We start from the raw sequence: 23451 nt of genomic DNA on the forward strand, positions 1-23451 counted from the left end.
ATGCAAAAGAAACACCTAAACAAATTCACAGGAATCCTTTTGGGACTTGGCCTTATGTTTCAGGCATGTGGACCCAAACGCAGTTTTAGCGAACAGGAGGTCGTTGTGGCATGGAGTGAAATGACTTTATACATCACCCAATTCACCCCTGCCAACTCCCCTACCTATGCCTCGAGAGCAGTAGGCTATATAGGCCTGAGCATGTATGAGTCCATCGTTCATGGCTTTCCCCAATATCAGTCCATCGCTCCTCAACTCAATGAGCTGGGCGAATTGCCTAAACCTGATCCCCATCAAACCTACGATTGGCAAATGGCCCTGAATAGTGGACAAGCGGAGATCATCCGTAGCATCTACAATCAGACGTCCGATCAGAATAAAGCAAAGATTGATTCCCTGGAAAAATTGATCTATGACTATCGACTCTCGCAATTGGAAGACAAAAGCATAGCTAAAGTCTCAGTAGACTATGGAAAAGAGATTGCGCAGCGAATTTTCGAATGGTCCAAAACAGATGGAGGGCATAGAGCCTATCTCAGAAACTTTGACAAAAGCTTTGTCCACCCTCAGCATCCCGGTCAATGGAAACCTCCACTCTACGCCCAATCCTTTAGCCACAATCCCCTGCATCCCTATTGGGGCGAGAACCGAACTTTCCTCAAGGAAAATACTGATCTTGAAATCCCTTATATGATTCCTTATGATACAACAGAGGGATCAGAATATTACCAGCAGTTCATCGCGGTTTATGAAAAGGATCTTGAGCTCACGCAAAAAGAAAAAGAAATCGCCATTTGGTGGGGAGATGATCCGGACGATACCTTTACCCCGCCCGGACACTCATTTTATATCGCAAATCTGGTCGTAAAGGCCAAGCAGCCTTCCCTGATCCAGTCTGCAGAGACTTTCGCCAAGGTAGGTATTGCAGTAGCAGATGCTTTTATCAATTGCTGGAAATGGAAATATCACTATTTCTCCGAAAGGCCCAATACCTTTATTCCGGAGTTTATAGATAGAAACTGGGAATCCTTTTGGCCCGATCCTCCTTTTCCTGCCTTTCCTTCCGGACATGCCATTCAGGCTGCTGCATCCAGTCGGGTACTTGAAGAAGTTTATGGAAATGCTTTTACTTTTATAGATAGCTCACATGTGGGTCGTGAAAGAGATGAGGTAAGAGATGTGGATTTTGTGGAAAGGCCTTTTGAGACTTTCTGGGGAGTAGCTATTGAGACTGCTGATTCCAGGTTTTTCGGAGGTATACATACACCTCAGGATAATGAAATAGGTTTGACAGAGGGAACACGTATTGCCAAACATGTAACGGATCTGAAATGGAAAAAATGAGCCTGAAAAGTTGGGGATTCATGCTTCTCCTCCTGATTCCTTTGAGCAGTTTTTCACAGTATGAAAAATTTGAAGGCCCCATGGCCTTTACAGATATTACGGATTCGGCCGGAATACATCATCAATTTAAAGTTTATGAAGGCATGTTTGGGGGAGGAATATGTGTCTTCGACTACAACAAAGATGGATTTGAGGACTTATTCATCACCAGTGGGATGAATGATGATGTGTTGTATCACAACAATGGAGATGGAACTTTTACCAATGTGTATGAAGGTTCGGGCCTGGAAGATACACGAGCTTTTGTAACGCAAGGAGTAGCAGGAGCAGATGTAAATCGCGATGGATGGATCGATCTCTTTATTACCACCATTACGGTTAAGGATACAGCTAATAAAATTCCACGGGCCATGAATCTCCTTTTCCTGAACAATGGAGATAATACCTTTAGGAATGCAACAGAGGAGTTTGGTCTGGACGAACTCATTACCTTTAGTACAGCCCCCAATTTTGGAGACTTCAATGCAGACGGATATCCGGACCTCTTTGTCGGTAATTACTTTCACGAATACGAGGGCGGACTGGACCATATCAGCGACGCAACCATTGTCAATGAGCATCAGACCGCCAAAGGACATTTGCTCCTCAACAAAGGCGGCAAAAGCTTTGAGAATGTATATGAGGATTATGGACTTAGCCACAAAGGTTTTGGCTTTGGGGGCGTTTTCACAGATTTCGACAATGATGGAGATCAGGACCTATTTGTCAATCACGACTTTGGTTACAAAAGAACCCCTGACCTTTTGCTCGAAAACCTCTATCCTAAAAAAGAATTCAGAGACGTAGCTGACGAGTATAACATGGATTTGAAAATCAATTCCATGGGTACGGCCATTGCAGATATCAATGATGATGGGCTCCTGGATTACTACATTTCCAATATCAAATTCAACTGGTTCATGCTGAGCCAGGGAGAAGGAAAGCCGTATCGGAATAAACTGAAAGAAAGAGGCATGAAGTATTTCGCCATCAGTTGGGGAAGCAATTTTGCCGATTTTGATCAGGACGGAGATATGGACCTTTATGTATCCAATGGCGATTTGAACCCTTATTGCACGCCTATGGGCAATTTCTATTTTGTCAATGAGGGCGGACAATTTACAGAGGATGGATTGGCGAAAGGAGTGAAGGATTATGGCATTGGAAGAGGGTCAGTCATATTTGATATCGAAAATGATGGCGATATGGATATCCTGGTAGTGAATCAACAAGCGGTCAGTCATTATCCCATTCCCACCATGACCCGCCTCTACCGCAATGATTCAACTAAAGGAAACTGGATGAAGGTAGCGCTGGAAGGAGTAGAGGCCGAAAGTCATGGACTGGGATCACGAGTGGAACTTCACTTGAATGGAAAGAAGATGCTACGAGAAATTGATGGGGGAGGCTCTAGTCATATGTCCCAGAATTCTCGTATCGCTCACTTTGGTTTGGGAAATGCAGAGCAGATAGATTCTATTGTCGTACGCTGGACAGGCGGAAATGTACAGGTAGTCAAACCCGAGGGCGTGAATCAGCTCATAAAAATCACAGAGATTCCTCAAGAAAAAAGCAGCAATTCGATGCTATGGATTTTGTTGGGAGCTTTGATACTCGGGGGTGTTTTTGTTCTTAGGAGAATGAATGGGAAAGAGGCTTAAGTAAAGGTGTTAGTGTATTTGAATGTTAGGGTGTTAGAGTTGAATACAAACCCAAGAACACCTACCACTTCCCATAATATTTATTGATCGCCTCCGTCCGTGAATGCACATGCAATTTCCCGTAAATATTGTAGACATGCTTTTTCAGGGTCTTTTCGCTGATATGCAAAGTATCCGCAATCTGGATATAGGAGTGTGCTTTGGATAAAAGTTCGAGGATTTCTTTTTCACGGGCAGTCAACTTATAGCTTTCTTGTTGGCTTTTCTTTCGGTGGAATACGGAAACGACTTTCCGGGCAATATCGCTACTCATAGGAGAGCCGCCCTGATGGAGTTCTCGAATGGCATCAAGGAGGAAATCAAATTCACTACTCTTTAGCATATATGCATGCGCACCCGCTTCTAAGGCCCGAAAGACTTTTTCGTCCTCGTCATAGACCGTGCAAATCATGAATTGAAGTTGAGGATTTCCGCTTTTCAATTGCTTTATACATTCGATTCCATCTATACCCGGCAAACCGATGTCCATCAAAACGATATCCAGATCCATATGAGGGATCTTTTCCACTGCATCTTCTCCCCTTTCAAAAGCTGCCAGGCAATGGATATCTTCTACCGTTTTGAAAAGCGCTAATAAAGCTTCCCGTATATCGGTTCTATCCTCTACTATGGCTATTTTGATTTCAGATTCACTCATATTGAGCTTGGCTTAGCGGAAAAATGAGTTCAAGTCGTGTTCCAGCTTCATCCGAGATATATAATTCGGCTCCCAGTTTTTGGGCTCTTTCCTTCATATTGCTGATTCCATTTCCCTTTCCTTCCTCCAGTCGCCCGCTTCCATTATCCCAGATCAACATTTTCATCCAATCATCTTCCCACCTAAAAGCCAATTGAACCTGGCTGGCTCCTGCATGTTTGACGACATTGTGCAGCGCTTCTTTGAAAATTAAATATACATTTCTTCGCTGATCCCCTCCTATCGGCAAGTCAATATCCAAATTCGGCAAGTCCCATTCCCCCAGAATCTGATGGGTATCCAGAAATTTCCGAGAGAAGTTCACGCAATAGGAAATCAAAGACTGCAGGCTATCATTGCTGGAGGCATTTGCCCAAATGACCTCATTGAGGTCCTGCATTACCTCACTGGCGTAATGGAAAATCTTGCTTATCTCTGGATAGCGATCCACATCCAGTTTCCGCTTCAACAATTCACTCTGGAGGGCAATGGTTGTTACGGAAGCCCCAATCTCATCATGAAGTTCTTTCGAAATTCGATCCCTTTCGTCCAACTTACCTTTTAACATAGCCTCCCGCTCTATGAAAAGATTCTCTTGCCGACTTTGCAGCAATTGAAAGCGAAGTCTATCTCTTTTACGCTTCCAAATACTGAAAAGGATTACCGCCAATATTCCGAGTATAAGACAAATACCTAGCAATAGATTAAACTGCCTGCTCTTCTCGAGATACATAATCTGATTCATAAATCCCTCCATGGCAAGATTCCGATTTTCCAATTGCTTATTCAGGCGTAGGGCATATTCATTACTTTCCTCCGAAATCTCTGCTTCCTTCAACTTCAAAAAGTCAGGCAGAAGCCCTAGAGCACGAACCGGTTCTCCTTTTGCCTGAAAATATTCCATTTCCATTTCGTACAGCAGTCGCCGTAACTTTAGGGGCATCGCAACCTGAGCACTGTCGCGAATAACCTGATCTCTGTAGTTACTTGCCTCAGTCAGTCGATTCATTTTTATCAGGTTACGGGCAATGCCTATTCTACTGTGCAAATTCAAAGTCGGATTCGCTTCGCTTTTCTGGAGTGCTTCCTCGAATAATTGAAGCCCTTTACTCAAATCTCCCTTTTCTATATAAGCATAAGCGAGATTATGAGAAATCTGGACAAAAGAGGCCTTTTGGGAACTGGCTTTGGAAAGCTCATAGGCTTGCGATAAGAATTGATAGTTCTGTTCTGCATCATCTTCCAACAAAGCAACATTGGCAAGGCTAAGCAAACTAGTAGTAATGCCCAAGGTATCCTTTTCTGATTGGTAAATCTGCAAGGCTTCTTCTGCATAGTTTTGAGCTGGCTGAGGTAATTTCAACTGATCATAAATGCTGGCCAGATTTCCCAGCACAACAGGATAATTAGGGTGCTGATGATCCAATGCTTGCAGAGCCTTTTCATAATACGCAATGGCAGAATCCAGTTCGGTATAGGCCTGAAAAAGGATGGCCTTACTTATCCAGACAGCAGGGACATTTTCTGGCATTTCTTTGCGGCTAAAATTAAGAGCTTCTTCTGCCAGCTCTTTCCCCATATCCTTATCGCTGAGCAAAACGCCATGTAAATAGATTCCCGTGCGATAATATTCTTTTTGGCCAGCGATATAGCTATGCTTATCACTCCAGCTTCCCAATTCTTCCCACAATAAAATGGCAGAGTCGAGATGCTGAAATTGTAGTCTTTCTATATGGTCGACATAAGATTCAGCATCTACCTGATCCTTAATAGGCGCTATTTGTGCCTCTGTTTGTGTGTTGCACAGCATAAACAGAACGAGTAAAATCTGTGCGTATATGTGTTCTCGCTTTTCCATAAAACCAAAGCTAGTGCCTTTCCCAATCTGAGGAAATACTGATTAAGTAGTATTGTTGAGTCAGTTGAGAATCAAGAATTTAGGCAAAAAAGATTATGAAAACCTTTTGTTATCTCCTTTTTAGCCTATTTGGCCTTTCGGCTTTCGCGCAAATCCCGATTTACAACTATAGTAGCGGAACTTGGAATACGACTAGCATGTCCATCAACAGTGGCCTGCAACAAACTACCATCAGTACCTTCAATCGAGCTCATCGGGATAAACTCAAGAAAAAGTACAGTCGTCCCGATCAAAGAAACAGGCGTAGCGCTGGCATTTCCAACAATGGGACGCTGGCAGCCGCCCAAAGTAGTTTTTACCGATCTTTCAATTGTCTGACTTGCACAGCTTTGGCAAATAGGGGAAATCGAAGCGTCTCTTACTACCATAACCTCATCCTGGATTTTGATACAGAGCTTTTACTACGTGGCGGGAAGGTTGATGATCTGGTGGATATCCTTAGCCAGGTCTATATTCAGGCATGGCAAGTTAAAAAGCCTGGACAGAACCTGAATGAACATCAAATCGCTTCCCTAAAGGAATTGATCTGGGAAGCCCTGGTGCATCCGAGAAATAAACTCTCTCGAGCCAGTGATAGAGAAAAACAGGAAGCTTATGAAGACTTTGCCTTCAGAACCCAGCAGATGTTGAGCTATAATCAATCTGTATCGAGCAGAATCTTTGCGGTAAAACGGGCAAATGAACTCATTCAGGACTGCCTCAAGCCCTTAAACATCTACTCTTATGAATTAGAAGCTGATGGCTTCAAAAAAAGATGATATTATTTTCTACTGAATATCAGCCAGTTACAAAATAATTAATCATTTTTTTCTCATTAGCAGCTACTGCGCAAAAACATTGCGCAGTAGCTTTCCTACTTTGTATCACAACGAAAGAAAAAAGATATGGAATTCACAGGAACAGAAATTTTGACACTCGGATACCCAGAAGGAAAAGTCATCGGAATTATCCTGAAAACAGTGGCCAAACATTTCACAGCAGAAGAAAAAGATGAGGCCCTTGCTTTATTGGCCGAAATTCTGGAAGCACCAGAGAATTATCTGGAAGATGAAAAATTCGGATTGATTGCACAAGAATTGCTAAAGCCAAAGGATACCACCATTCCTTTGAATGAGGAAGTTCTGGAATACAAAATCTACGGACAGGAAGGAATTGAGGAAGGAGCCTTGAAGCAGATCAATATTGCCATGAAATTGCCAGTAGCTGTGGGAGGCGCATTGATGCCAGATGCTCATCAGGGATATGGCTTACCTATCGGCGGAGTATTAGCAACAAAGAATTCCGTGATTCCATATGCAGTGGGCGTAGATATCGGGTGTAGAATGTGTATGAGCCTTTACGATTTTCCAGAAAGCATTTTGGAGGATAAACGGGCCAATTTGAAAAAGATGTTGATGAACAACACCCGTTTTGGAAGAAAGACCTTTAAGCGAAAGATGGATCATGAGGTGATGGAAAGTGATTTGTTCAAGGAGGTGAAAGTCATCAAGGACTTGAAAGATAAGGCATATAGCCAGCTAGGTACTTCAGGAGGGGGAAACCACTTTGTCGAATTCGGAATCACAGAGATTCTGGATGAAGAGAATGAATTCGGATTGCCATTGGGAAAATACCTGGCTGTCCTCTCCCACTCCGGTTCCAGAGGCTTTGGCGGAACTTTGGCCAACTATTACACAAAAATGGCCAGAGAGATCTGCAAACTGCCTCAAGAAGCCAAGCATTTGGCCTGGTTGGACCTGGATACCGAAGCCGGACAAGAATACTGGATGGCCATGAACCTGGCGGGAGACTATGCTTCTGCCTGCCACCAGCAAATCCATGAGCGTATGGCTGTAGGTTTGAGAGCGACTCCATTGGCGATCATCGAAAACCACCACAACTTCGCCTGGAAAGAGTTGGATGCAGAAGGCAATGATATCATCGTCCACCGTAAAGGTGCAACTCCAGCAGGAAAAGGCGTACTGGGAGTGATTCCAGGATCCATGACTGCTCCAGGCTTTATTGTGAGGGGTAAAGGAAATCCTGAGTCTATCAACTCAGCCTCTCATGGAGCTGGCAGATTGATGTCAAGAACCCGTGCGAAAAACTTGCTGGATAAGGCTGAAGTAGCTGCCTTCCTACAAAAAGCAGGAGTTGAAGTCATCGGTTCAGGCCTGGATGAGGCCCCAATGGCTTACAAAGACATCCATAAAGTTATGGATCACCAAAAGGACCTGATTGAGGTAGTCGCACAATTTCAACCTAAGATCGTGAGGATGTGTGGAGAAAATGCCTTCAGAGAATCCGACTGATCTTTTTATCAGGCACAATCATGAATGTTGATGTATAAAGCTGCAGCACCGAAGTAATCCCGCTTCGGTGCTTACTCAGTTTTTCGAGGCCTAAATAGAAAAATACGGATTTTTCCTGAGAAAAATTACCAAAGTGCCCTTGATTTATAGAAATATTAAAAAATTCCGAATCAAATCCCCAAAGAAAATTCCATAGTTTGTACTTATGCATTATCTTGCAAAAGATTTAGGAGGAGAGAGCCAAAAAGAAGAGTAATGGATTTCGCGCTTATTCCCCTAACCTGATTTAAGTAAAGGTGTTGCACGAGTTTGACTTTGTTTATCGATTCTACAAAAATTTCTCGCCTTTGTAGCAGCTTATCTAATTTAATTCCTTGCTATTGTCCTGGAATTATAAATCGAGTGCAACTTATATCCCAAAAACTGAATTATGACAGATGTAACACTTATTGAAAAAGCTGCAGCTTGGGCGAAAAGCCAGGGTTTTGACCAGATCAAAGCTAATTCCGAGGGCTATGATACCCCTACCCAGTACACCATGAAGGATCAGGATAAAACCTTTACTCCTGATTTGACTGGAGTCTTTCTGGGAAGAAAGAATTACGTCGAAGTCATCACCAAGAACATGGATAAAGAATTTCTTCTTTCCAAGTATAAGTTGCTGAGCACCCTGGCCAAGGTTAAAAATGGACAATTCATCCTTCTTGCACCTACAGGCCATAAAAGTTTTGCGGATAAAATGGTAGAAGATCACCAGCTAAACGCAAAAGTACACAGACTCTTAGGTTAATAATTTTTTCTCAGGAATTATTTCGCGTAATTGCGGGCGAAATTGCTTAGGCAGTCATTTTGGATCAGTCGGTGCATTTTGGATAAACAGAAAGCCATCTTGCCTCATAATTTTTCCGGAATACTGATTTTAAGCTTTTCATTAGAATAAAAGGTCTTCCCATGATGACCTTGTGGTTTCAAGCGGAGACTTCAAAAGATACTGGGGTCTAAAAAGAGATAAACCACGTAATTCAATTAATTGGCTACAGTCAACAAATAAAAACCATATGCTAATAGTACGTAAAGGAGTAAATGAAACGGTAGATAGGCTGATCAGAAGGTATCGCAAAAAGCACAAGGATACGCAGATGATGAGAGAGATCAGAAAGCGCCGTGAGTTTACCAAGCCTTCCACCAAGCGCAGGCAAGAAGTAGCAAAAGCGAAGTATAAGCTTCAAAAGCAAAGCGAAGGGGCCTAGAGGTATTTAGCCTTATAGGAATACATAAATCTCCTATCCCAGCTAAAGCAAATAAGATTTAAATCGTAGTTTGAGTAGGAATTAGTTCTAATTCCTACTTTATGACCATATACAGGGGTTTCATCATTTGGATTGTAGCCATTGCCCTGATCCTGGGAGCATTTCTTTTATTTGTCCAATTAGGTTGGCCGGGACAAGCCAGCGATTGTATATACAAAAGCCCGAATGGCTGTTTTTGTGAATCATTTGATATAGCAGAAGTAAGCTCCGGAGCCCCGGGCGTTCGTCAGCCAGTAAATACCTGGTTCAATCTCTATTCTCTCCTCAGCTCCTTTATCGTAGCCTTTTATGTCTATGCGGATCGCAGAGATCTTGCCGGGAGTCCTCCTCCCAATCAGATGCGTTCCCATAGTTGGTTACCCGAACTCTATATTTTCGCAGTCTTGTTTTTGGGCTTAGGCAGTATGTGGTTTCACGCCTCCCTGACCCAATGGGGCAATTTCATTGATGGAGTTTCCATGTACGTATTTGCCGCCTTTTTGGCTAGCTATTCGCTGCGACGAATCTGGGAGTCAGATACAGCCTTTTGGATCATTTATTCGCTAAGTCTGGTTTTATTCAGCATCCTTCACCTCTTTATTCCTTCCTTCATCAATATTCTCATCCTGGTAGTGGCCTACTTTGGCGTCGAGATTTACATTTGGCTGCATACAGGCAAAGTCATGCAGGGCAAATCGAAGACCATTTGGCTTTGGTCCCTTTCCATCTTCTCCATCCTGGTTGCGACCTTCTTTTGGTGGGCCTCTCATAGCGGGAACTTTCTCTGCGATCCCGATAGTTTCTTTCAACCGCATGGGCTGATCTGGCATCCTTTGGCGGGAGTGTCAGCGGTCTTGCTGTATTTTTATTGGAGGGATGCGGAGGATGTGTAGGGGGTTATTTTCCAATACAAAACTTCGAAAAGATATTCCCCAATACCTCATCCGTACTAATCTCACCCGTGATTTCGCCGATGTGATGCAATACCGTACGGATGTCAATGGACAACAAATCTCCGGAAACGCCCAATTGCATGGCATTTTGTACGTCATAAAGCGCCGTTTCTGCTTTTTGTAAGGCAGAAAGATGACGGGCATTGGAGATGAGGGTATGGCCCTCATGTACGTTTGAGAAGTTATTGACCGCATCGAGCATGAGGGAACGGAATGCGTCCATATGCAGCTTGTCCCTGGCTGAAATAATGATCCAGGGGTATTGGCCGGAAATGTCAGTATCATGCTCCTGGGCGTAGGCTTTGGGATCTGTAAGGGCATCCAGCTTGTTCCCGATGGAGAGCACCTGTACCTCATCTGAGAGTTCGAGTCTATTGATGAAAGTTGCGGCTTGCTCTGGGGTTTCTGTTTGGCAGTCGAACAGGTAGATGAGCAGGGAGGCAGAATGAGCCAATTTTAGCGTCCGTTTTACCCCTTCCGCTTCTATCACATCTTCGGTTTCCCTGACTCCTGCGGTATCCATCAAACGAAATTCTATCCCCTCGATCACGACCCTGTCTTCGATCACATCCCGAGTCGTTCCCGGAATATCTGATACAATGGCTCTATTGTCGTTGAGCAGGGTATTGAGTAAGGTAGATTTGCCGGCATTGGGTTTGCCAATGATGACGGTGGGGACGCCTTGTTTGATGGCATTCCCCAATCGGAAACTTTCGATCAAGGTCTGTACTTTCGCCAAGATCTCCTTCACCAATGCCTCCAATTGGCTTCGATCTGCAAACTCAACATCCTCTTCCCCAAAATCGAGCTCCAGTTCAATCAGAGATGTGAAATTGAGTAATTGCTCACGCAAGGCTTTAAGCTCCGAAGAAACTCCACCCCGCATTTGATTCATGGCCAGTTTATGGGCTCCGGCTGATTGGGAAGCAATGAGGTCTGCTACGGCTTCTGCCTGCGCCAAATCCATGGCTCCATTCAAATAAGCCCTTTGGGTGAACTCACCCGCTTTCGCCAGCCTTGCTCCTTTCTCCAAAATCAATCCCAAGACTTCCCGCAGGATGAAAGGACTCCCATGACAGGAAATTTCTACTACATCTTCTTTGGTAAAAGATCGAGGTGAACGAAAAACCGTAGCCAGTACTTCATCCAGAATTTGTTCTCCCCTTTTTATCTGCCCAAAATGGATGCTGTAACCTTCCGCCTTAGATATATCTTTGGAAAATATCCCATCGACTAGGGATATCGCATCAGCTCCTGAAACACGAATTACCCCTAAAGCTCCAGAGCCTTGAGGCGTACTGATCGCGACTATGCTATCCTCATGATGAATCATGGGGCAAATATAAGGATTTGTAAACGTGTTGGGGTGTTAGTGTATTAGGGAAAAAGACATGTTCCTGGCTTCTTGTGGGTCGGGAAGCAAGTGTTGTAGTGTTTTAGTGTTGTTGTTAGTATTCAATAGTTCCAACTACTGCACGAAAACACCACCAGAAAACGTGAACACTAGAACACATGAACACGTCTTACCCTTGATGCTGCTCCCGCAACAAATCATTTACGGTTTTGACAGGATTGAAGGTTATGATCGGTACTTCTACAAATAGGGTGATCCAATTGGACATGGCGCCATTCCAAAGGCCGGGAAGTTCCTGGGCTTTGAGGTCTCGTCCATTTTTGGATTTATTGGAAATGAATCCCGTTTGAGGATCGGTAAATTGAGTGAGGTCAAAAGACTTGCCGTGGCGATCACGAGTCGCACATACCAAATCCACCGGATTGAAGTGGGTGGCATGCTGCATTTGGCTCAATTGAGCTGCGTCATTTTTATCGATCTGGGCGGACTCAGCGATTTGAAGGGATACACTATTATCTGGATTCCAGGCCCAGAAAGGCCCTCCACCGGGTTCGCCTTCATTTTTCACCATACCACAAACACGAATGGGACGATTGAGTTTTTGAAGAAAATAGTTTTTCTTTTCCTCTACCCCCCAATCTGCATAGTCTTTCGGAGGTTTGACGCATAGTTCGTTTTGGAGAAAGCTCTCGATTTCTTTGAGAATTCTTTCTTCTCCATTTTCTATGCGTTCCAAATAAGCGAATATGCGCTTCTGGTAATTCAGGATAACTCCTGCCAGGGCTTTTTTATAAAAATAGGTCTGGGTCTTTATCAGATCCGGGACCACATTATCTACATTTTTGATGAAAATGATATCCGCATCAATTTCATTGAGGTTTTCGATCAAAGCTCCATGTCCTCCTGGTCTGAAGAGAATGCTTCCATCTTCTTCACGGAAAGGATTGTTTTCCAGATCTACCGCTATCGTATCTGTAGAAGGTTTCTGGATGGAATAGGAAATGTCGAACTGTAGGTTGTACTTTTCTTCGTAAGATTCTTTCACCTCTGCTACCAAAGCCTCAAACTTGGGCAGATGCTCAGGAGATACGGTAAAATGAAGATAAGCTGTACCTCCTTGTGCAGCTCCATAGTTTGCCGCCTCAACCAGATGCTCCTCAAGCGGAGTTCGGGAACTATCTCCGTAACTATGAAACTTCAAAAGACCTTTGGGAAGGCTTCCATATGCTAGTCCCTCTTCATTAAGCAAATGATTGAGGATATCGACATGACGATTTTCTTCTATTAAGGATTCCAAACTGCTACCGTTGAAGCTTGCATCCAGATCATTGGCAAAAGCAAAATCACGAATTCGACTAAAAAAGCTTTTTAGGTCGCCATTATTTTCATCCATCAAAGCCTCAGCAACTCCATTATTTCCTTCATAAGCAGCGGCAAAAGCAAACAATGCCTTAAACATCCTACTTGCGGCTCCCGAGGCAGGAACGAATTTAACTACTTTTTTACGGGAGAGTTCTCCTTCATATTTGGCAATATAGGGAGCAATCCCATTTTCACTCAATCGAATGATACCATTGCCAATAGTTGCAGCTTTTACAACCTTCAGGAAAGGAAATCCTTGTTTGAAGTTCTCTATTTGCTTTTCTATAGCGGCAAGGCTACTACCTCTTTCTTCTATTTGACGGAGATCGGCGTCTGTGAACATAGAGTGTGTTTTGAAAATTCGTGTGCAAAAATAAAGCCGAATGGCCAAAGTTCCAGTAATTAATTAGTCTTTATGTTTCAATATCTTTCACACATCTGAAACCCAGGTGAAATAAGGCAGATTCCGGAGAGGTTCCAGATCTACCAGAAACCCTGTAACCATGACAAAAACCCGGTTCGCACATGAAAGATCCTCCTCTCATAACGCGTTCTCTTTGCCCTGGAGTTGTCTCAATATATTTGCCGTCTTTGCCATACATTTTATACCAGTCTTCACACCATTCCCATACATTGCCAGCCATATCAGTCAAACCCAGGGGTGTTGCACCAAATTTGCCTACAGGTGAGGTGTAGAGGAAACCGTCTTTTTCTTCATTTACAAAAGGGAAAGATCCCTGCCAGTAATTTGCCTTATAAACCCCTTTTACCTTTATCTCTTCCCCCCAACTATATTTCTGACGGGAGTTATCACCATTTCTTGCTGCGTGCTCCCACTCTACTTCTTTGGGTAGTCTTTTACCTGCCCACTTACAATAGGCACGGGCATCATTATAGGAAACCTGTGTAACGGGGTGATTATCGGGAGCTTTCCCTCCTTCAGGACCTCTGGGAAATTGCCAATTAGCGCCATCCACCAAATGCCATTCCTTTTGGCCCCGCATATCATGAACAATGCTATTGCCAAATCTTTCGGCTTCTGTTGTATAGGCAGTCGCTTCAACGAATTTCCGATATTGCCCTACCGTAACAGGGCTTTTATCCATATAAAAAGAGTTCAATTTGTGATAACTGGTCGGCTTTTCTCGTGGCAAGCCTTCGATAGAACCTAATTCAATCTCCCCTGCAGGTATTTGGATCATGCCCTCATAAGGATTGTCAAAATTGCCCGGAACGATCTTTTTAATATCTCCTTCAACAGCAGCCATATGAGCTTGCATGGGATTAGGAGGAGCTACGGACTGAGGAGGCGTCTGATCGACAATCTGAGCTTTTGCCTGCTTTTGATCACAAGCAATGAAGAAACTGCTTATGAATAGTAGTAGCGTGATGACTGAAAAGGATGAGAATCCTCTTGAATTTGAATACATAGAGAGTTTATTGCTAATTAAATTTAGCGATTTCTTTTCCTAAAATTTACCCCATTTGGAAGGAATAAAAAAATATTTATTCAACGGCAGAACTATGTTGTTTCAGCGCTTCCAGCCATTTTCCATAGGCTTCCTGATAAGCAGAAGACTTTTCCGGATCGGGATTGCATTCTTCCAGCAGACTCAGTCCTTCAAATGCCTCCTCAAATGAGCTATAATGTCCAACTCCTATTCCTGCTGCGCGGGCAGCCCCCTGAGCCCCATCTGTATTATATAGTTCGATAGGCGTTTGGGTAATTCCTGCCAGGGTTTCTCTGAAGATAGGGCTGAGGAACATATTGGCTTTTCCGGCTCGAATGACAGAAGGGTTGATGCCCATCTCCCGCATGATATCCATGCCATATTTAAAGGAGAAAACAATACCTTCCTGTGCAGCTCGAATCAGATGAGCTCTTTTGTGGCGGTTAAATTCTATTCCGAAGAATTGACTTCCGGGATTTTCATTGCACAATACCCGTTCGGCACCATTCCCAAAAGGCAGAATAATCACCCCATCAGAACCAATGGGTATTTCCTCTGCTTCCTTATTCATTTGCTCATAGGTCAGATGTGAAGCCAAATTGTGCTTCATCCAACTATTGAGAATACCCGTCCCATTTATACATAAAAGTACCCCGAGTCGAGTTTCAGCTCCGTGATTTACATGAGCAAATGTATTTACCCTGGATTGAGAATCATACCTTACTGTATCACTTACCCCATATACAACTCCAGAAGTACCAGCTGTGGCAGCAATTTCCCCCGGACGGAGTACATTGAGAGACATGGCATTATTGGGTTGGTCGCCAGCTCGATAGGTAATCGGTATTCCCGGCTTTAATCCCAACAATTCTGCGGCCTCTGAACTCAATTCTCCTTGCCGGGAAAAAGTATCCACGGTCTCAGGAATCAAGGAAGCATCAATGCCATAATGATCCAGGAGCATTTGAGCCAGGCTATTTTCCTTAAAATTCCAGAAAATACCTTCAGATAAACCTGAAACGGTCGTTCGGATATCTCCGGAAAGTTTCATGGCTATAAAATCGCCCGGAAGCATGATCTTATGAATCTTATCATAGATTTCCGGCTGATTTTCCTTGACCCACTTTAATTTGGAAGCGGTAAAATTGCCGGGAGAGTTCAGGAGATTGACCAGGGTTTTGCCAACTCCAATACTCGTAAAGGCTTGCTTGCCAATTTCTACGGCCCTGCTATCGCACCAGATAATAGAAGGACGAAGGGCCTGCTGATCTTTATCTACTACTACCAGACCGTGCATCTGATAAGAAATGCCGATGGCCCCGATTTGAGATGTATCGAGTCCATCGGCTGTAAAAAGTTCCTTGCAAACTTCCTGGATACAGCTCCACCAGGTTTCCGGGTCTTGTTCGGCCCAACCAGCCTGAGGGGCATGGATTTGCAATTCTTTTTTGGGGTAAAAGCAACTAGCAAGTACTTTACCCGAATTTCCATCCAGGACAGCTCCCTTTACAGAGGAACTGCCTATATCCAATCCTAGTAGTAGCATAGGTTCATATTTGCTTATCCGGCATAGTCTGCTAAATAGGAGACTGCCTGATTGTATACATTTTCGCCGGTGTAGCCCAGCTTTTCATCCAATACAGTATAAGGAGCTGAATGACCAAAGTGATCCAGGCCGATAACTTTTCCAAAGGGTCCAACCAATCCCTGCAAAGTAACAGGCAATCCAGCTGTCATTCCCATTACCGGGATACCATCAGGAATTACACTTTTTTGGTAGTCAGCAGATTGTTCGCGGAAACGTCCTTCAGAAATGGCAGATACCACACGAACTTTCAATCCTTTCTCTGCTCTCAGTTTATCCGCTCCATCGATCAGGGTCGCTACCTCAGATCCATTTGCCACAAAGATGATATCAGGGCTTCCTTCTGTATCCTGAACTACATAGGCTCCTTTTTCTGCACGTAAGGCAGAAGTATAAGCATCTCCTTCTACGGGCAGGTCTTTAATATTCTGACGAGAGAGAATCAGACCTGTTGGGGTAGCAGTATTCTCCATGGCCATTTTCCAGGCTACGGTTGTCTCATGTGCATCAGCAGGACGCAAAGCGAGGAAACTGCTTTTGCCCGAGTGGTTTTTCAATTGCTCAAGCAAACGAATCTGTGCTTCCTGCTCAACCGGCTGGTGAGTAGGTCCATCTTCTCCTACGCGGAAAGCATCATGTGTCCAAACATATTTCACAGGCAGTTCCATGAGGGAGGCCAGACGAATGGCAGGCTTCATATAATCAGAGAATACAAAAAAGGTAGCCACTACAGGAATTACCCCTCCATGCAGAGCCATTCCATTTGCTATTGCTGCCATGGTCAGCTCTGAAACTCCGGATTGTAAAAATGCTCCACTGAAATCACCTTTTTTGAAAGTGGTGGTTTTATTGAGGAAAGCATTGGTTTTATCGCTATTGGAAAGGTCGGCAGAAGAAACAATCATATTGCCTACCTGATCAGCATAATGTGCCAAAACGGTACCGGATGAATTACGGCTCGCATTATTAGCTTTTTGCTCGATAGATGCATAATCAATGGCTGGAACTTCTCCACTCAAATAGCTATTGAGTTTTGCTGCAGCTTCTGCGTTTACCGCTTCCCATTTTGTCTGAGCTGCTCTTTTTACAGCTACTTCTTTACGACGGCTTTCTTTTACTGCCGCATACATATCAGCAACTTCGGGGAAGATGACAAAGGGATCTTCTGGATTACCTCCGAGATTCGCTATGGTTTTGGCGAAAGATGCTCCCGCTTTACTCAAAGGTTGGCCGTGGGTTTCAACTTCTCTTTCAAAGCTCTCACCTTCCTCCGTAACTGCACCTTTTCCCATGATCGTTTTTCCGATGATCAAAGAAGGGCGCTCCGTTTCGGCAATAGATTCTCTCAAAGCTTTACGGATGGCTTTGGGATCATTACCTTCTATGGTAATCACATGCCAACCCCAGGCTTCGTATTTCTTTCCTGTATCCTCATCCATAGCATCAGCCACAACAGAAGACAACTGGATATCATTTGAATCATAAAACATGATGAGATTTCCCAATCCCAAAAATCCGGCTATTCTACCTGCTCCCTGAGAAATTTCTTCCTGGACACCTCCATCAGAAATAAAGGCATACGTCCTGTGTGCGGTCCACTCACCAAAGCGATCTGCCAGGAAGCGTTCTGCAATAGCGGCTCCTACAGCAAAGGTATGCCCTTGCCCCAGCGGTCCTGAAGTATTTTCAACTCCTCTTGCAAGGTCTACTTCCGGGTGGCCGGGAGTAGGACTTCCCCACTGACGGAAATTTTTGATATCCTCTATGGAGTAATTGCCCAATAGCCCCAAAATAGAGTACAGCATAGGAGACATATGCCCGGGATCCATATAAAATCTGTCCCTGAATGGCCATTGATTGTCATCAGGATCAAAATTGAGAAATTCGGAGAACAAGATATTTACGAAATCAGCTCCTCCCATGGCACCACCGGGATGACCCGATTTGGCTTTCTCAACCATGGCAGCAGAGAGGATACGGATATTGTCGGCAGCTTTGATGGAAATCGCTGTATCTAGCGTGGGATAGGTAATTTGCTCTGACATAGAGATGTGTTATTTATTTGGCGCAAAATAACGAAGGAATTTCGCGAATTGCTATCCTTTATCAGACACTTTTTCATCTTTTCACAAAGGGTCCGAAATAGAGGATCATTCCCTGCTGTTCTGGATCACTACTGAGGGGCAAATTACAGAAAATTAACTTATGGTCAAAATGACCTTTAGATAGTAGCGTTTCTTTCTACTCTTCCAGGGCTTCAAAATAAACCCGTGTATAGCCTGGAAGGAGTTCTGGATGAAAGATACTAACGAGGTCTTTGAGAATAAGGTGAGGATTGATTACTCCGGATTCCCAATAATCATTTCCCCCTGTTTGCAGTGATCGTTTATAATTGTGATATACTTTATTGTTTTGGACAGACGAAAAATCTAAAAATCTTTCATCCTGAGCTATCAGGGCTTTGTAGGATCTTATGGCTCCCGGGCTGATCCAGATATTTGCTTCAAGGCCCGCTGGATATACTGCTTCGAAGGAAAGGGGAATACTAGCTGTCCCTTCTTGATCTCTCCAGTAATATCTGGCTCCTGCATCCTGATACAATTTCGCCATATAACTATCGCCCCCAGGTACGGACCAGATTCCTTTAAAAGGTAAACTACTAATGATGACAGGCTGCCTGGAAAGGGGCTTAACCTGAGCTACTACCTCCTGATATATTTGATCAATTTCCAGAAAAATACTGTCTGCCTCTTTTCTTTTTCCCAGTAGAGCCCCGAATACCTTGATCCACTCTGCCCTTCCCAGCATGCTATATTCCTGCCACTCTGCCAAAGGCAAGGTTTGAGTTCCCAGAGCTTCCAATTGTTCCAGTTTGGAGGATTGGGAACCAGGAAAGGCTGAATACAAAAGAATATCTGCTTCCAGGCTCAGGGCCTTTTCGACATCCAGATTAGGACCTCCCCCCAATTCCGTCAAAGCCCCCTGACTTAATTTATCCCTAACAGATGCACTATAAACAAAATCACCCTGATCTATCGCGACCAATTTATCCAGAGCTTCCAGCTTTTCAAGCATAGCTGCATAAGGACTGGCGAGAGAAATGATCTTTTCGACAGGTACCGTGATGAGGGCATCCGCTTGTTTATCTTTTTCAAGGGAAGAAGACCTGGGTTGCAATTGATAGCTTAGGGTATCGATCGCTTTCTCATAATGCCTGAAGAAGTGGAGCAATTGGTAATCTCCTTTATCTTCGATATCAAAACCCTGAGCATAAGCAACGGATGTTCCTGCCGTTTTGGTTTCAGGTACAGACGCCTGCTTACAGGATAAAAAAAAGCACAGCCCCATCAGTAAAATGAGACTGTGTATATATCTTCTTGATGATAAGTCTTTATAAAAGGGCATGCCCCAAATTAGGCAAAAAGTCTTTTATAATACTCATCAGCCATACGGCCAGAATCAAAAAACGGAACTACATCATTCATTCCATTTTTCACAATTTCCCACCATTTACCTTCTTCAGAATAATAAGCAGGGATAATCTCACTGGTAAGCACACGCATCAGATGGTGATAATCATGCTCATCCTGAATCTCTATAGATTGCGTTGTGTCGGCTTCAGGAATGATAAAGCTGTTGGCTCCATGTTTGGCAAACTCCGGAATCCATCCATCGTTTACAGATAAATTTACAGAACCATTCATAGCAGCAGTCATCCCACTGGTTCCGGAAGCTTCCATAGGTCTGCGCGGGGTATTCAACCAAATATCCGAGCCTTTTTTGAGGGCGGCAGAAAGGTTCATTTCATAACCCGTCAAAATAGTAGCCTTATCACTCAGGCGAGTCAATTGAACCAAACGATTGAAAGTATCTTTGGCTGACTCATCATGTGGATAGGGTTTACCTGCCCAAATTACCTGAATAGGGTCTTTGGCACGCATCAGCAATTCATAAAAACGCGTATGATCTCTCAGGATGAGGTCAGCACGCTTATATCCTGCGAATCTCCTTGCCCAGACAATTGTCAAAAGGTCGGGATCTAAGATTTTTCCGGTTTGATCAGCTACGATCTCGAAGAGCTCTTCTTTCATTTCGCGCTTCCGAGCCTTGAGAGCATCCATATCATCTGCATCCAAAGCCGCTTTCAGGCTTTTATCCTGCCAGTATTTCTGGTTTTGAGAATTGGTAATACCAATAATCTCTGGTTTCTTCTTTACGCCAGCCCACATCTCATTAGACACTTTGGCGTGCAGTTGAGAAACTGCATTGGATTTTCCAGCCATAGTGAGTGCAGCCGGTGTATAGCCAAAATTATCTCCTTCCGTATCAGTGATCTTACGTACTGTATCGAGATCTAATCCATCAAAAAAGCCCATTTTATCCAGCAGATTGATGTCATGCTCTTCGTTTCCGGCTTTTACAGGAGTATGTGTTGTGAATACCAATTGATCCGAAAGTTTTTTCAGGTCTTTGGATTGCTTGTAGAGATGAAATGCCATAGGAAGGGCATGGGCCTCATTCATATGATAAACATCAGCTCCCCCCAATGCTTGCACAAGCTTTGCTCCACCGATCCCCAAAACAATACTCTGGGCAATACGTGCCGCCAGATTGGGATCATAAAGATGATGGGTAATGCTACAGGAAAGGTAATCATTGAGGTTTTCACGGTCCGTACTCAGGAGGTACATAGGAACCGTTCCAAATACTTCCGGAGCCAGGTAAAAAGCCTGTACATTTACTGTATGTCCATTGATTTCGACAGGAAAAATCAAATCAGTTTCTTCCAGAAATGAATAATAGCGCTCACGAGAAAGTACTTTCATGGCACTATTATGATCTCTTACCTGGTCATAATAACCAAGTTTCCATAGCATGCCTACCCCGATCATATTTTGCTTGAGCTCATAGCCACTGCGCATATGTGATCCAGCCAGATATCCTAATCCTCCGGAATAGATTTTCAGAGCGGTATCCACTCCAAATTCCATCGAAAAATAGGCGACTTTTTTGCTATATTTTTTTGGGTAGGTATAAGGGTGTTCCCATTTGCAATCTTTTTTCATTTACTGCTAAATAATTTGATGGGTTGTTTAATATATCTATCTTTGATATCGGCAAAATTAGAGGCTTTGAGGACAATTACAACTTCCTTGATCCTCGAATGTTACAAAGTCATGCAGGTGCATTTTCTGGCTGGTTTTTTGCCGAAAAAAAATATATAATTTTGGCAGACTCTGAGTGACCCATTAAAGAGAAGGCTGTCTTAATTACATCACGATCTCTGAATAATGGCTTGAGGAATAGAACTGAAATTTAATGACATGAAGGAAAATAAGACATTACCCTCCATGTTCAATGCCAAACACACTAGTATGCAAGCCTTAATTGTCGGGGCTTTCGATGGAATAGGTCAGGATTTTGCGAGGATGGCCGCCCTAAAAGGAAAGCAGTTGATAATGGTGGACTCGGACGAAAATAGTCTGATACAGTCCAGACAGATTCTTATGCCCTCCTTTCCCGACACGAGCTTCAAAATCATATCAGAAGAGCTAAGTGGATTTGATAGCGCAGACAATATTTTTGAATCTGTCCTGTTTACCCAGGCTTTTTCAGAAAATGTGGAAAGCATTGGAATGTTGATCAATATCCTCGAGTTCCAGTTACCTTTTGAAGATATTGCAGATTTTCAGGAAGAAGATTTTGGGAAACACCTTGATTTCCTTACCCTTTCTGAATTGAATGAACTCTTTGCCACCGAAATGCTTCGCAGTGGTCAGGGAGAGATTCTCAATGTCCTTACAGGCCCTGAGAATATGCACGACTGGGCATTGGATCACTACAAAAGTACTGAGCGAATGCTCATGACTTTCTCCAAAACCTTGCATAATAAGGTAAGGCATAAAGGAGTAAGTGTTCATGCGCTATCCTATTCTGGCTCAGGATTGGTTTTCCTTTCACCAGACGCCACAGCTGCTCCCGGACAGGCCCCTAGTTCGTATTCTATGGATTACGTACAGGAACTCCTGACCGCTATGAGTTAATCTCTACTTATTTTTGGAAAGGCATTTCGGATCGAAATATCCGAGAGGATTCTTTTGTAAAAAAAAGAAGAGGGAAAGCAAAGCTCTCCCTCAATGAATCTACCCAATTTAAGAATTGTATGCGTTAAACCAATTCTGCATATACAACGCGACCCAAATCTGATTATTGTAAGATTTTCTATTTTTTTTCTCTTTTCAGTAATATGTCTGCCTCAGTACTAATGCTGCAGGCCCATTCACAACATCCCCTCTCCCGCTTGGACAGAAATATTGGCTGTTAGGTTTTTTAACTTAATTTATTTTTGTTCATGTAATATTTAAATCATAAATTGTACAATAATTACAACAAACACCAGAACCACCTCCCGAATTCCTAATAAACCATTTACCGATAAGGAAGCTATTTATGAAAAGCTGGCAGGAATTCAGACAAGCCGAACCCCTTCTACAAAGAATTGAAAGAAGATTTACCCAACTTCAGGAATTTGAGAACAAGCATAAAGAAGAATTGGAAAGTGAAAGTTCTCAATTTAGTGCTGATGATATTTTCACCGCCAAAAAGGCCCTACTGGAAAGTATAAAAGCGGAGGCAGAGAATTTGCCGGGAAAAGTTTACTACTGGCTTTACCCCTTTTATGGAGGAAACTTTTTGCAATTGGTAGCTGCACTTGGAAGTTGTGGAGTAATGGATAAACAAAAAGACGATCCCGAATCCAGGAGCGCCTTTTATAAATTTTTCAGAACGGTTCCTATGAAGGAACGCCTTATGCTGGGCCAAAAACTCGAGCAGCCCGAATTAACCGAACAGGCCATCCGTATTCAGCGGAAGATACAGGCCAAGAGGAACGCCGTGCGTACTCATATAAATAAAAACCATTCAAACTAGGGTTGGTTACAAAGCGTGTGAGTCCCTGGTGTCGAAAAGGAGTTTGAGACGCAGACAAATATTAGACTGCATTATTTCCGTTCAAACAGCGTTTCAAACTTCATACAGGAACCGGATCTCCATTTTAGTTTACTGAGTTCTACCATTCCGTCTACTTTCACAACTTCGGCATAAAACTCCACGCTTTTGTTTCCACCTGTTCTGGCATTTCTGTAAGTCACTCCTGCCTTACCCCAAAGCCTCAGGGTTCCGTTTACCGTCATATTTTTGGTAAACTTCAGCTTATTGGTGTAAAAGTGAGAAAAGCCATTGTGCTCACATGTTTTCGATGGATACAATTTCTTCAGATAAGTCTGCAGGCCTTTATTGACCTGATTCTTAACCTGTTCATTTGTCGATTGTGCGTATGTGTGAGAAAGAGGTAATGTGAAGAGGCAGAAAACAAGGATCAGCCCCAAACGATTGATTTTCATAGGTTTCTGTCTGTTAAGTGTTTATTGAAAATAACACTATTCTTCCATTTACCCTACCAGAAATC

Annotated in this window: 19 protein-coding genes; 9 read left to right on the top strand and 10 right to left on the bottom strand. The window is 43.4% G+C overall.

Going from position 1 to position 23451, the window contains the following annotated elements; genetic code table 11:
* Both R8P61_16830 and R8P61_16835 read left to right on the top strand, forming a co-directional pair.
* Nucleotides 1-1344: a vanadium-dependent haloperoxidase gene (locus R8P61_16830; GenBank protein ID MDW3648735.1), complete on the top strand. Its 1344-nt coding sequence runs from the start codon at nucleotides 1-3 to the stop codon at nucleotides 1342-1344.
* The gene (locus R8P61_16835; GenBank protein ID MDW3648736.1) at nucleotides 1341-3044 is read left to right on the top strand and encodes a CRTAC1 family protein; all 1704 of its coding nucleotides are present in this window, start codon (nucleotides 1341-1343) and stop codon (nucleotides 3042-3044) included. Before R8P61_16830 ends, R8P61_16835 begins: the two co-directional genes overlap by 4 nt.
* 61 nt (nucleotides 3045-3105) lie before the next feature.
* Here R8P61_16835 and R8P61_16840 read toward each other — a convergent pair whose 3' ends face one another.
* Together R8P61_16840 and R8P61_16845 are read right to left on the bottom strand one after the other, a co-directional pair.
* Nucleotides 3106-3741 (bottom strand): response regulator transcription factor, encoded by a 636-nt coding sequence (locus R8P61_16840; GenBank protein ID MDW3648737.1) that lies wholly within the window; start codon nucleotides 3739-3741, stop codon nucleotides 3106-3108.
* Complete coding sequence (locus R8P61_16845; GenBank protein ID MDW3648738.1) at nucleotides 3734-5638, bottom strand: tetratricopeptide repeat protein; 1905 nt, start codon at nucleotides 5636-5638, stop codon at nucleotides 3734-3736. Before R8P61_16845 ends, R8P61_16840 begins: the two co-directional genes overlap by 8 nt.
* A 95-nt stretch (nucleotides 5639-5733) precedes the next feature.
* Between R8P61_16845 and R8P61_16850 the strand changes: the two genes are divergently transcribed.
* The 5 genes from R8P61_16850 (at nucleotide 5734) to R8P61_16870 (ending at nucleotide 10171) form a co-directional block, all read left to right on the top strand.
* Nucleotides 5734-6456 carry a hypothetical protein gene (locus R8P61_16850; GenBank protein ID MDW3648739.1) on the top strand — a complete coding sequence of 241 codons (723 nt, stop codon included), beginning with the start codon at nucleotides 5734-5736 and terminating at the stop codon, nucleotides 6454-6456.
* Nucleotides 6457-6582: 126 nt separating this feature from the next.
* A complete protein-coding gene (locus R8P61_16855; GenBank protein ID MDW3648740.1) occupies nucleotides 6583-7989 on the top strand; it encodes an RtcB family protein in 1407 nt (468 codons plus the stop codon).
* Nucleotides 7990-8419: 430 nt separating this feature from the next.
* Nucleotides 8420-8779 carry a hypothetical protein gene (locus tag R8P61_16860; protein ID MDW3648741.1) on the top strand — a complete coding sequence of 120 codons (360 nt, stop codon included), beginning with the start codon at nucleotides 8420-8422 and terminating at the stop codon, nucleotides 8777-8779.
* Nucleotides 8780-9047: 268 nt separating this feature from the next.
* Nucleotides 9048-9239 carry a 30S ribosomal protein S21 gene (rpsU, locus tag R8P61_16865; protein MDW3648742.1) on the top strand — a complete coding sequence of 64 codons (192 nt, stop codon included), beginning with the start codon at nucleotides 9048-9050 and terminating at the stop codon, nucleotides 9237-9239.
* 101 nt (nucleotides 9240-9340) lie between these two features.
* Nucleotides 9341-10171 carry a hypothetical protein gene (locus R8P61_16870; protein ID MDW3648743.1) on the top strand — a complete coding sequence of 277 codons (831 nt, stop codon included), beginning with the start codon at nucleotides 9341-9343 and terminating at the stop codon, nucleotides 10169-10171.
* A 4-nt stretch (nucleotides 10172-10175) separates the two neighbouring features.
* Here R8P61_16870 and mnmE read toward each other — a convergent pair whose 3' ends face one another.
* The 7 genes from mnmE to glgP form a co-directional block, all read right to left on the bottom strand.
* Nucleotides 10176-11564, bottom strand: a complete 1389-nt coding sequence (mnmE, locus tag R8P61_16875) for a tRNA uridine-5-carboxymethylaminomethyl(34) synthesis GTPase MnmE (protein MDW3648744.1) — start codon at nucleotides 11562-11564, stop codon at nucleotides 10176-10178.
* Nucleotides 11565-11754: 190 nt separating this feature from the next.
* Complete coding sequence (locus tag R8P61_16880) at nucleotides 11755-13290, bottom strand: DUF4301 family protein (protein ID MDW3648745.1); 1536 nt, start codon at nucleotides 13288-13290, stop codon at nucleotides 11755-11757.
* Nucleotides 13291-13360: 70 nt separating this feature from the next.
* Entirely contained in the window at nucleotides 13361-14377 is a 1017-nt protein-coding gene (locus tag R8P61_16885) for a formylglycine-generating enzyme family protein (protein MDW3648746.1), read from the bottom strand.
* Nucleotides 14378-14453: 76 nt separating this feature from the next.
* On the bottom strand, nucleotides 14454-15944 hold the full coding sequence (locus tag R8P61_16890; GenBank protein MDW3648747.1) for an FGGY family carbohydrate kinase: 1491 nt from the start codon (nucleotides 15942-15944) through the stop codon (nucleotides 14454-14456).
* Between the two features lie 14 nt (nucleotides 15945-15958).
* On the bottom strand, nucleotides 15959-18028 hold the full coding sequence (locus R8P61_16895; protein MDW3648748.1) for a transketolase: 2070 nt from the start codon (nucleotides 18026-18028) through the stop codon (nucleotides 15959-15961).
* 196 nt (nucleotides 18029-18224) lie between these two features.
* Nucleotides 18225-19388, bottom strand: coding sequence for an ABC transporter substrate-binding protein (locus tag R8P61_16900; protein MDW3648749.1), 1164 nt, complete (start codon nucleotides 19386-19388; stop codon nucleotides 18225-18227).
* A gap of 8 nt (nucleotides 19389-19396) precedes the next feature.
* A complete protein-coding gene (gene glgP / locus R8P61_16905; GenBank protein MDW3648750.1) occupies nucleotides 19397-21049 on the bottom strand; it encodes an alpha-glucan family phosphorylase in 1653 nt (550 codons plus the stop codon).
* Nucleotides 21050-21358: 309 nt separating this feature from the next.
* Between glgP and R8P61_16910 the strand changes: the two genes are divergently transcribed.
* Together R8P61_16910 and R8P61_16915 are read left to right on the top strand one after the other, a co-directional pair.
* Nucleotides 21359-22027, top strand: a complete 669-nt coding sequence (locus tag R8P61_16910) for an SDR family NAD(P)-dependent oxidoreductase (protein ID MDW3648751.1) — start codon at nucleotides 21359-21361, stop codon at nucleotides 22025-22027.
* Between the two features lie 406 nt (nucleotides 22028-22433).
* Nucleotides 22434-22913 carry a hypothetical protein gene (locus tag R8P61_16915; protein MDW3648752.1) on the top strand — a complete coding sequence of 160 codons (480 nt, stop codon included), beginning with the start codon at nucleotides 22434-22436 and terminating at the stop codon, nucleotides 22911-22913.
* Between the two features lie 71 nt (nucleotides 22914-22984).
* On the opposite strand, the gene R8P61_16920 is transcribed toward R8P61_16915, so the two are convergent.
* Nucleotides 22985-23386 (bottom strand): hypothetical protein, encoded by a 402-nt coding sequence (locus tag R8P61_16920; GenBank protein MDW3648753.1) that lies wholly within the window; start codon nucleotides 23384-23386, stop codon nucleotides 22985-22987.
* Nucleotides 23387-23451 lie beyond the last annotated feature (65 nt).

It is taken from the genome of Bacteroidia bacterium, assembly GCA_033391075.1.
Taxonomy (GTDB): domain Bacteria; phylum Bacteroidota; class Bacteroidia; order J057; family J057; genus JAWPMV01.

Coding starts and splice junctions, on each gene's coding strand:
- R8P61_16830 (MDW3648735.1), top strand. CDS start 1: ATGCAAAAGAAACACCTAAACAAATTCACAGGAATCCTTTTGGGACTT.
- R8P61_16835 (MDW3648736.1), top strand. CDS start 1,341: ATGAGCCTGAAAAGTTGGGGATTCATGCTTCTCCTCCTGATTCCTTTG.
- R8P61_16840 (MDW3648737.1), bottom strand. CDS start 3,741: ATGAGTGAATCTGAAATCAAAATAGCCATAGTAGAGGATAGAACCGAT.
- R8P61_16845 (MDW3648738.1), bottom strand. CDS start 5,638: ATGGAAAAGCGAGAACACATATACGCACAGATTTTACTCGTTCTGTTT.
- R8P61_16850 (MDW3648739.1), top strand. CDS start 5,734: ATGAAAACCTTTTGTTATCTCCTTTTTAGCCTATTTGGCCTTTCGGCT.
- R8P61_16855 (MDW3648740.1), top strand. CDS start 6,583: ATGGAATTCACAGGAACAGAAATTTTGACACTCGGATACCCAGAAGGA.
- R8P61_16860 (MDW3648741.1), top strand. CDS start 8,420: ATGACAGATGTAACACTTATTGAAAAAGCTGCAGCTTGGGCGAAAAGC.
- rpsU (MDW3648742.1), top strand. CDS start 9,048: ATGCTAATAGTACGTAAAGGAGTAAATGAAACGGTAGATAGGCTGATC.
- R8P61_16870 (MDW3648743.1), top strand. CDS start 9,341: ATGACCATATACAGGGGTTTCATCATTTGGATTGTAGCCATTGCCCTG.
- mnmE (MDW3648744.1), bottom strand. CDS start 11,564: ATGATTCATCATGAGGATAGCATAGTCGCGATCAGTACGCCTCAAGGC.
- R8P61_16880 (MDW3648745.1), bottom strand. CDS start 13,290: ATGTTCACAGACGCCGATCTCCGTCAAATAGAAGAAAGAGGTAGTAGC.
- R8P61_16885 (MDW3648746.1), bottom strand. CDS start 14,377: ATGTATTCAAATTCAAGAGGATTCTCATCCTTTTCAGTCATCACGCTA.
- R8P61_16890 (MDW3648747.1), bottom strand. CDS start 15,944: ATGCTACTACTAGGATTGGATATAGGCAGTTCCTCTGTAAAGGGAGCT.
- R8P61_16895 (MDW3648748.1), bottom strand. CDS start 18,028: ATGTCAGAGCAAATTACCTATCCCACGCTAGATACAGCGATTTCCATC.
- R8P61_16900 (MDW3648749.1), bottom strand. CDS start 19,388: ATGCCCTTTTATAAAGACTTATCATCAAGAAGATATATACACAGTCTC.
- glgP (MDW3648750.1), bottom strand. CDS start 21,049: ATGAAAAAAGATTGCAAATGGGAACACCCTTATACCTACCCAAAAAAA.
- R8P61_16910 (MDW3648751.1), top strand. CDS start 21,359: ATGCAAGCCTTAATTGTCGGGGCTTTCGATGGAATAGGTCAGGATTTT.
- R8P61_16915 (MDW3648752.1), top strand. CDS start 22,434: ATGAAAAGCTGGCAGGAATTCAGACAAGCCGAACCCCTTCTACAAAGA.
- R8P61_16920 (MDW3648753.1), bottom strand. CDS start 23,386: ATGAAAATCAATCGTTTGGGGCTGATCCTTGTTTTCTGCCTCTTCACA.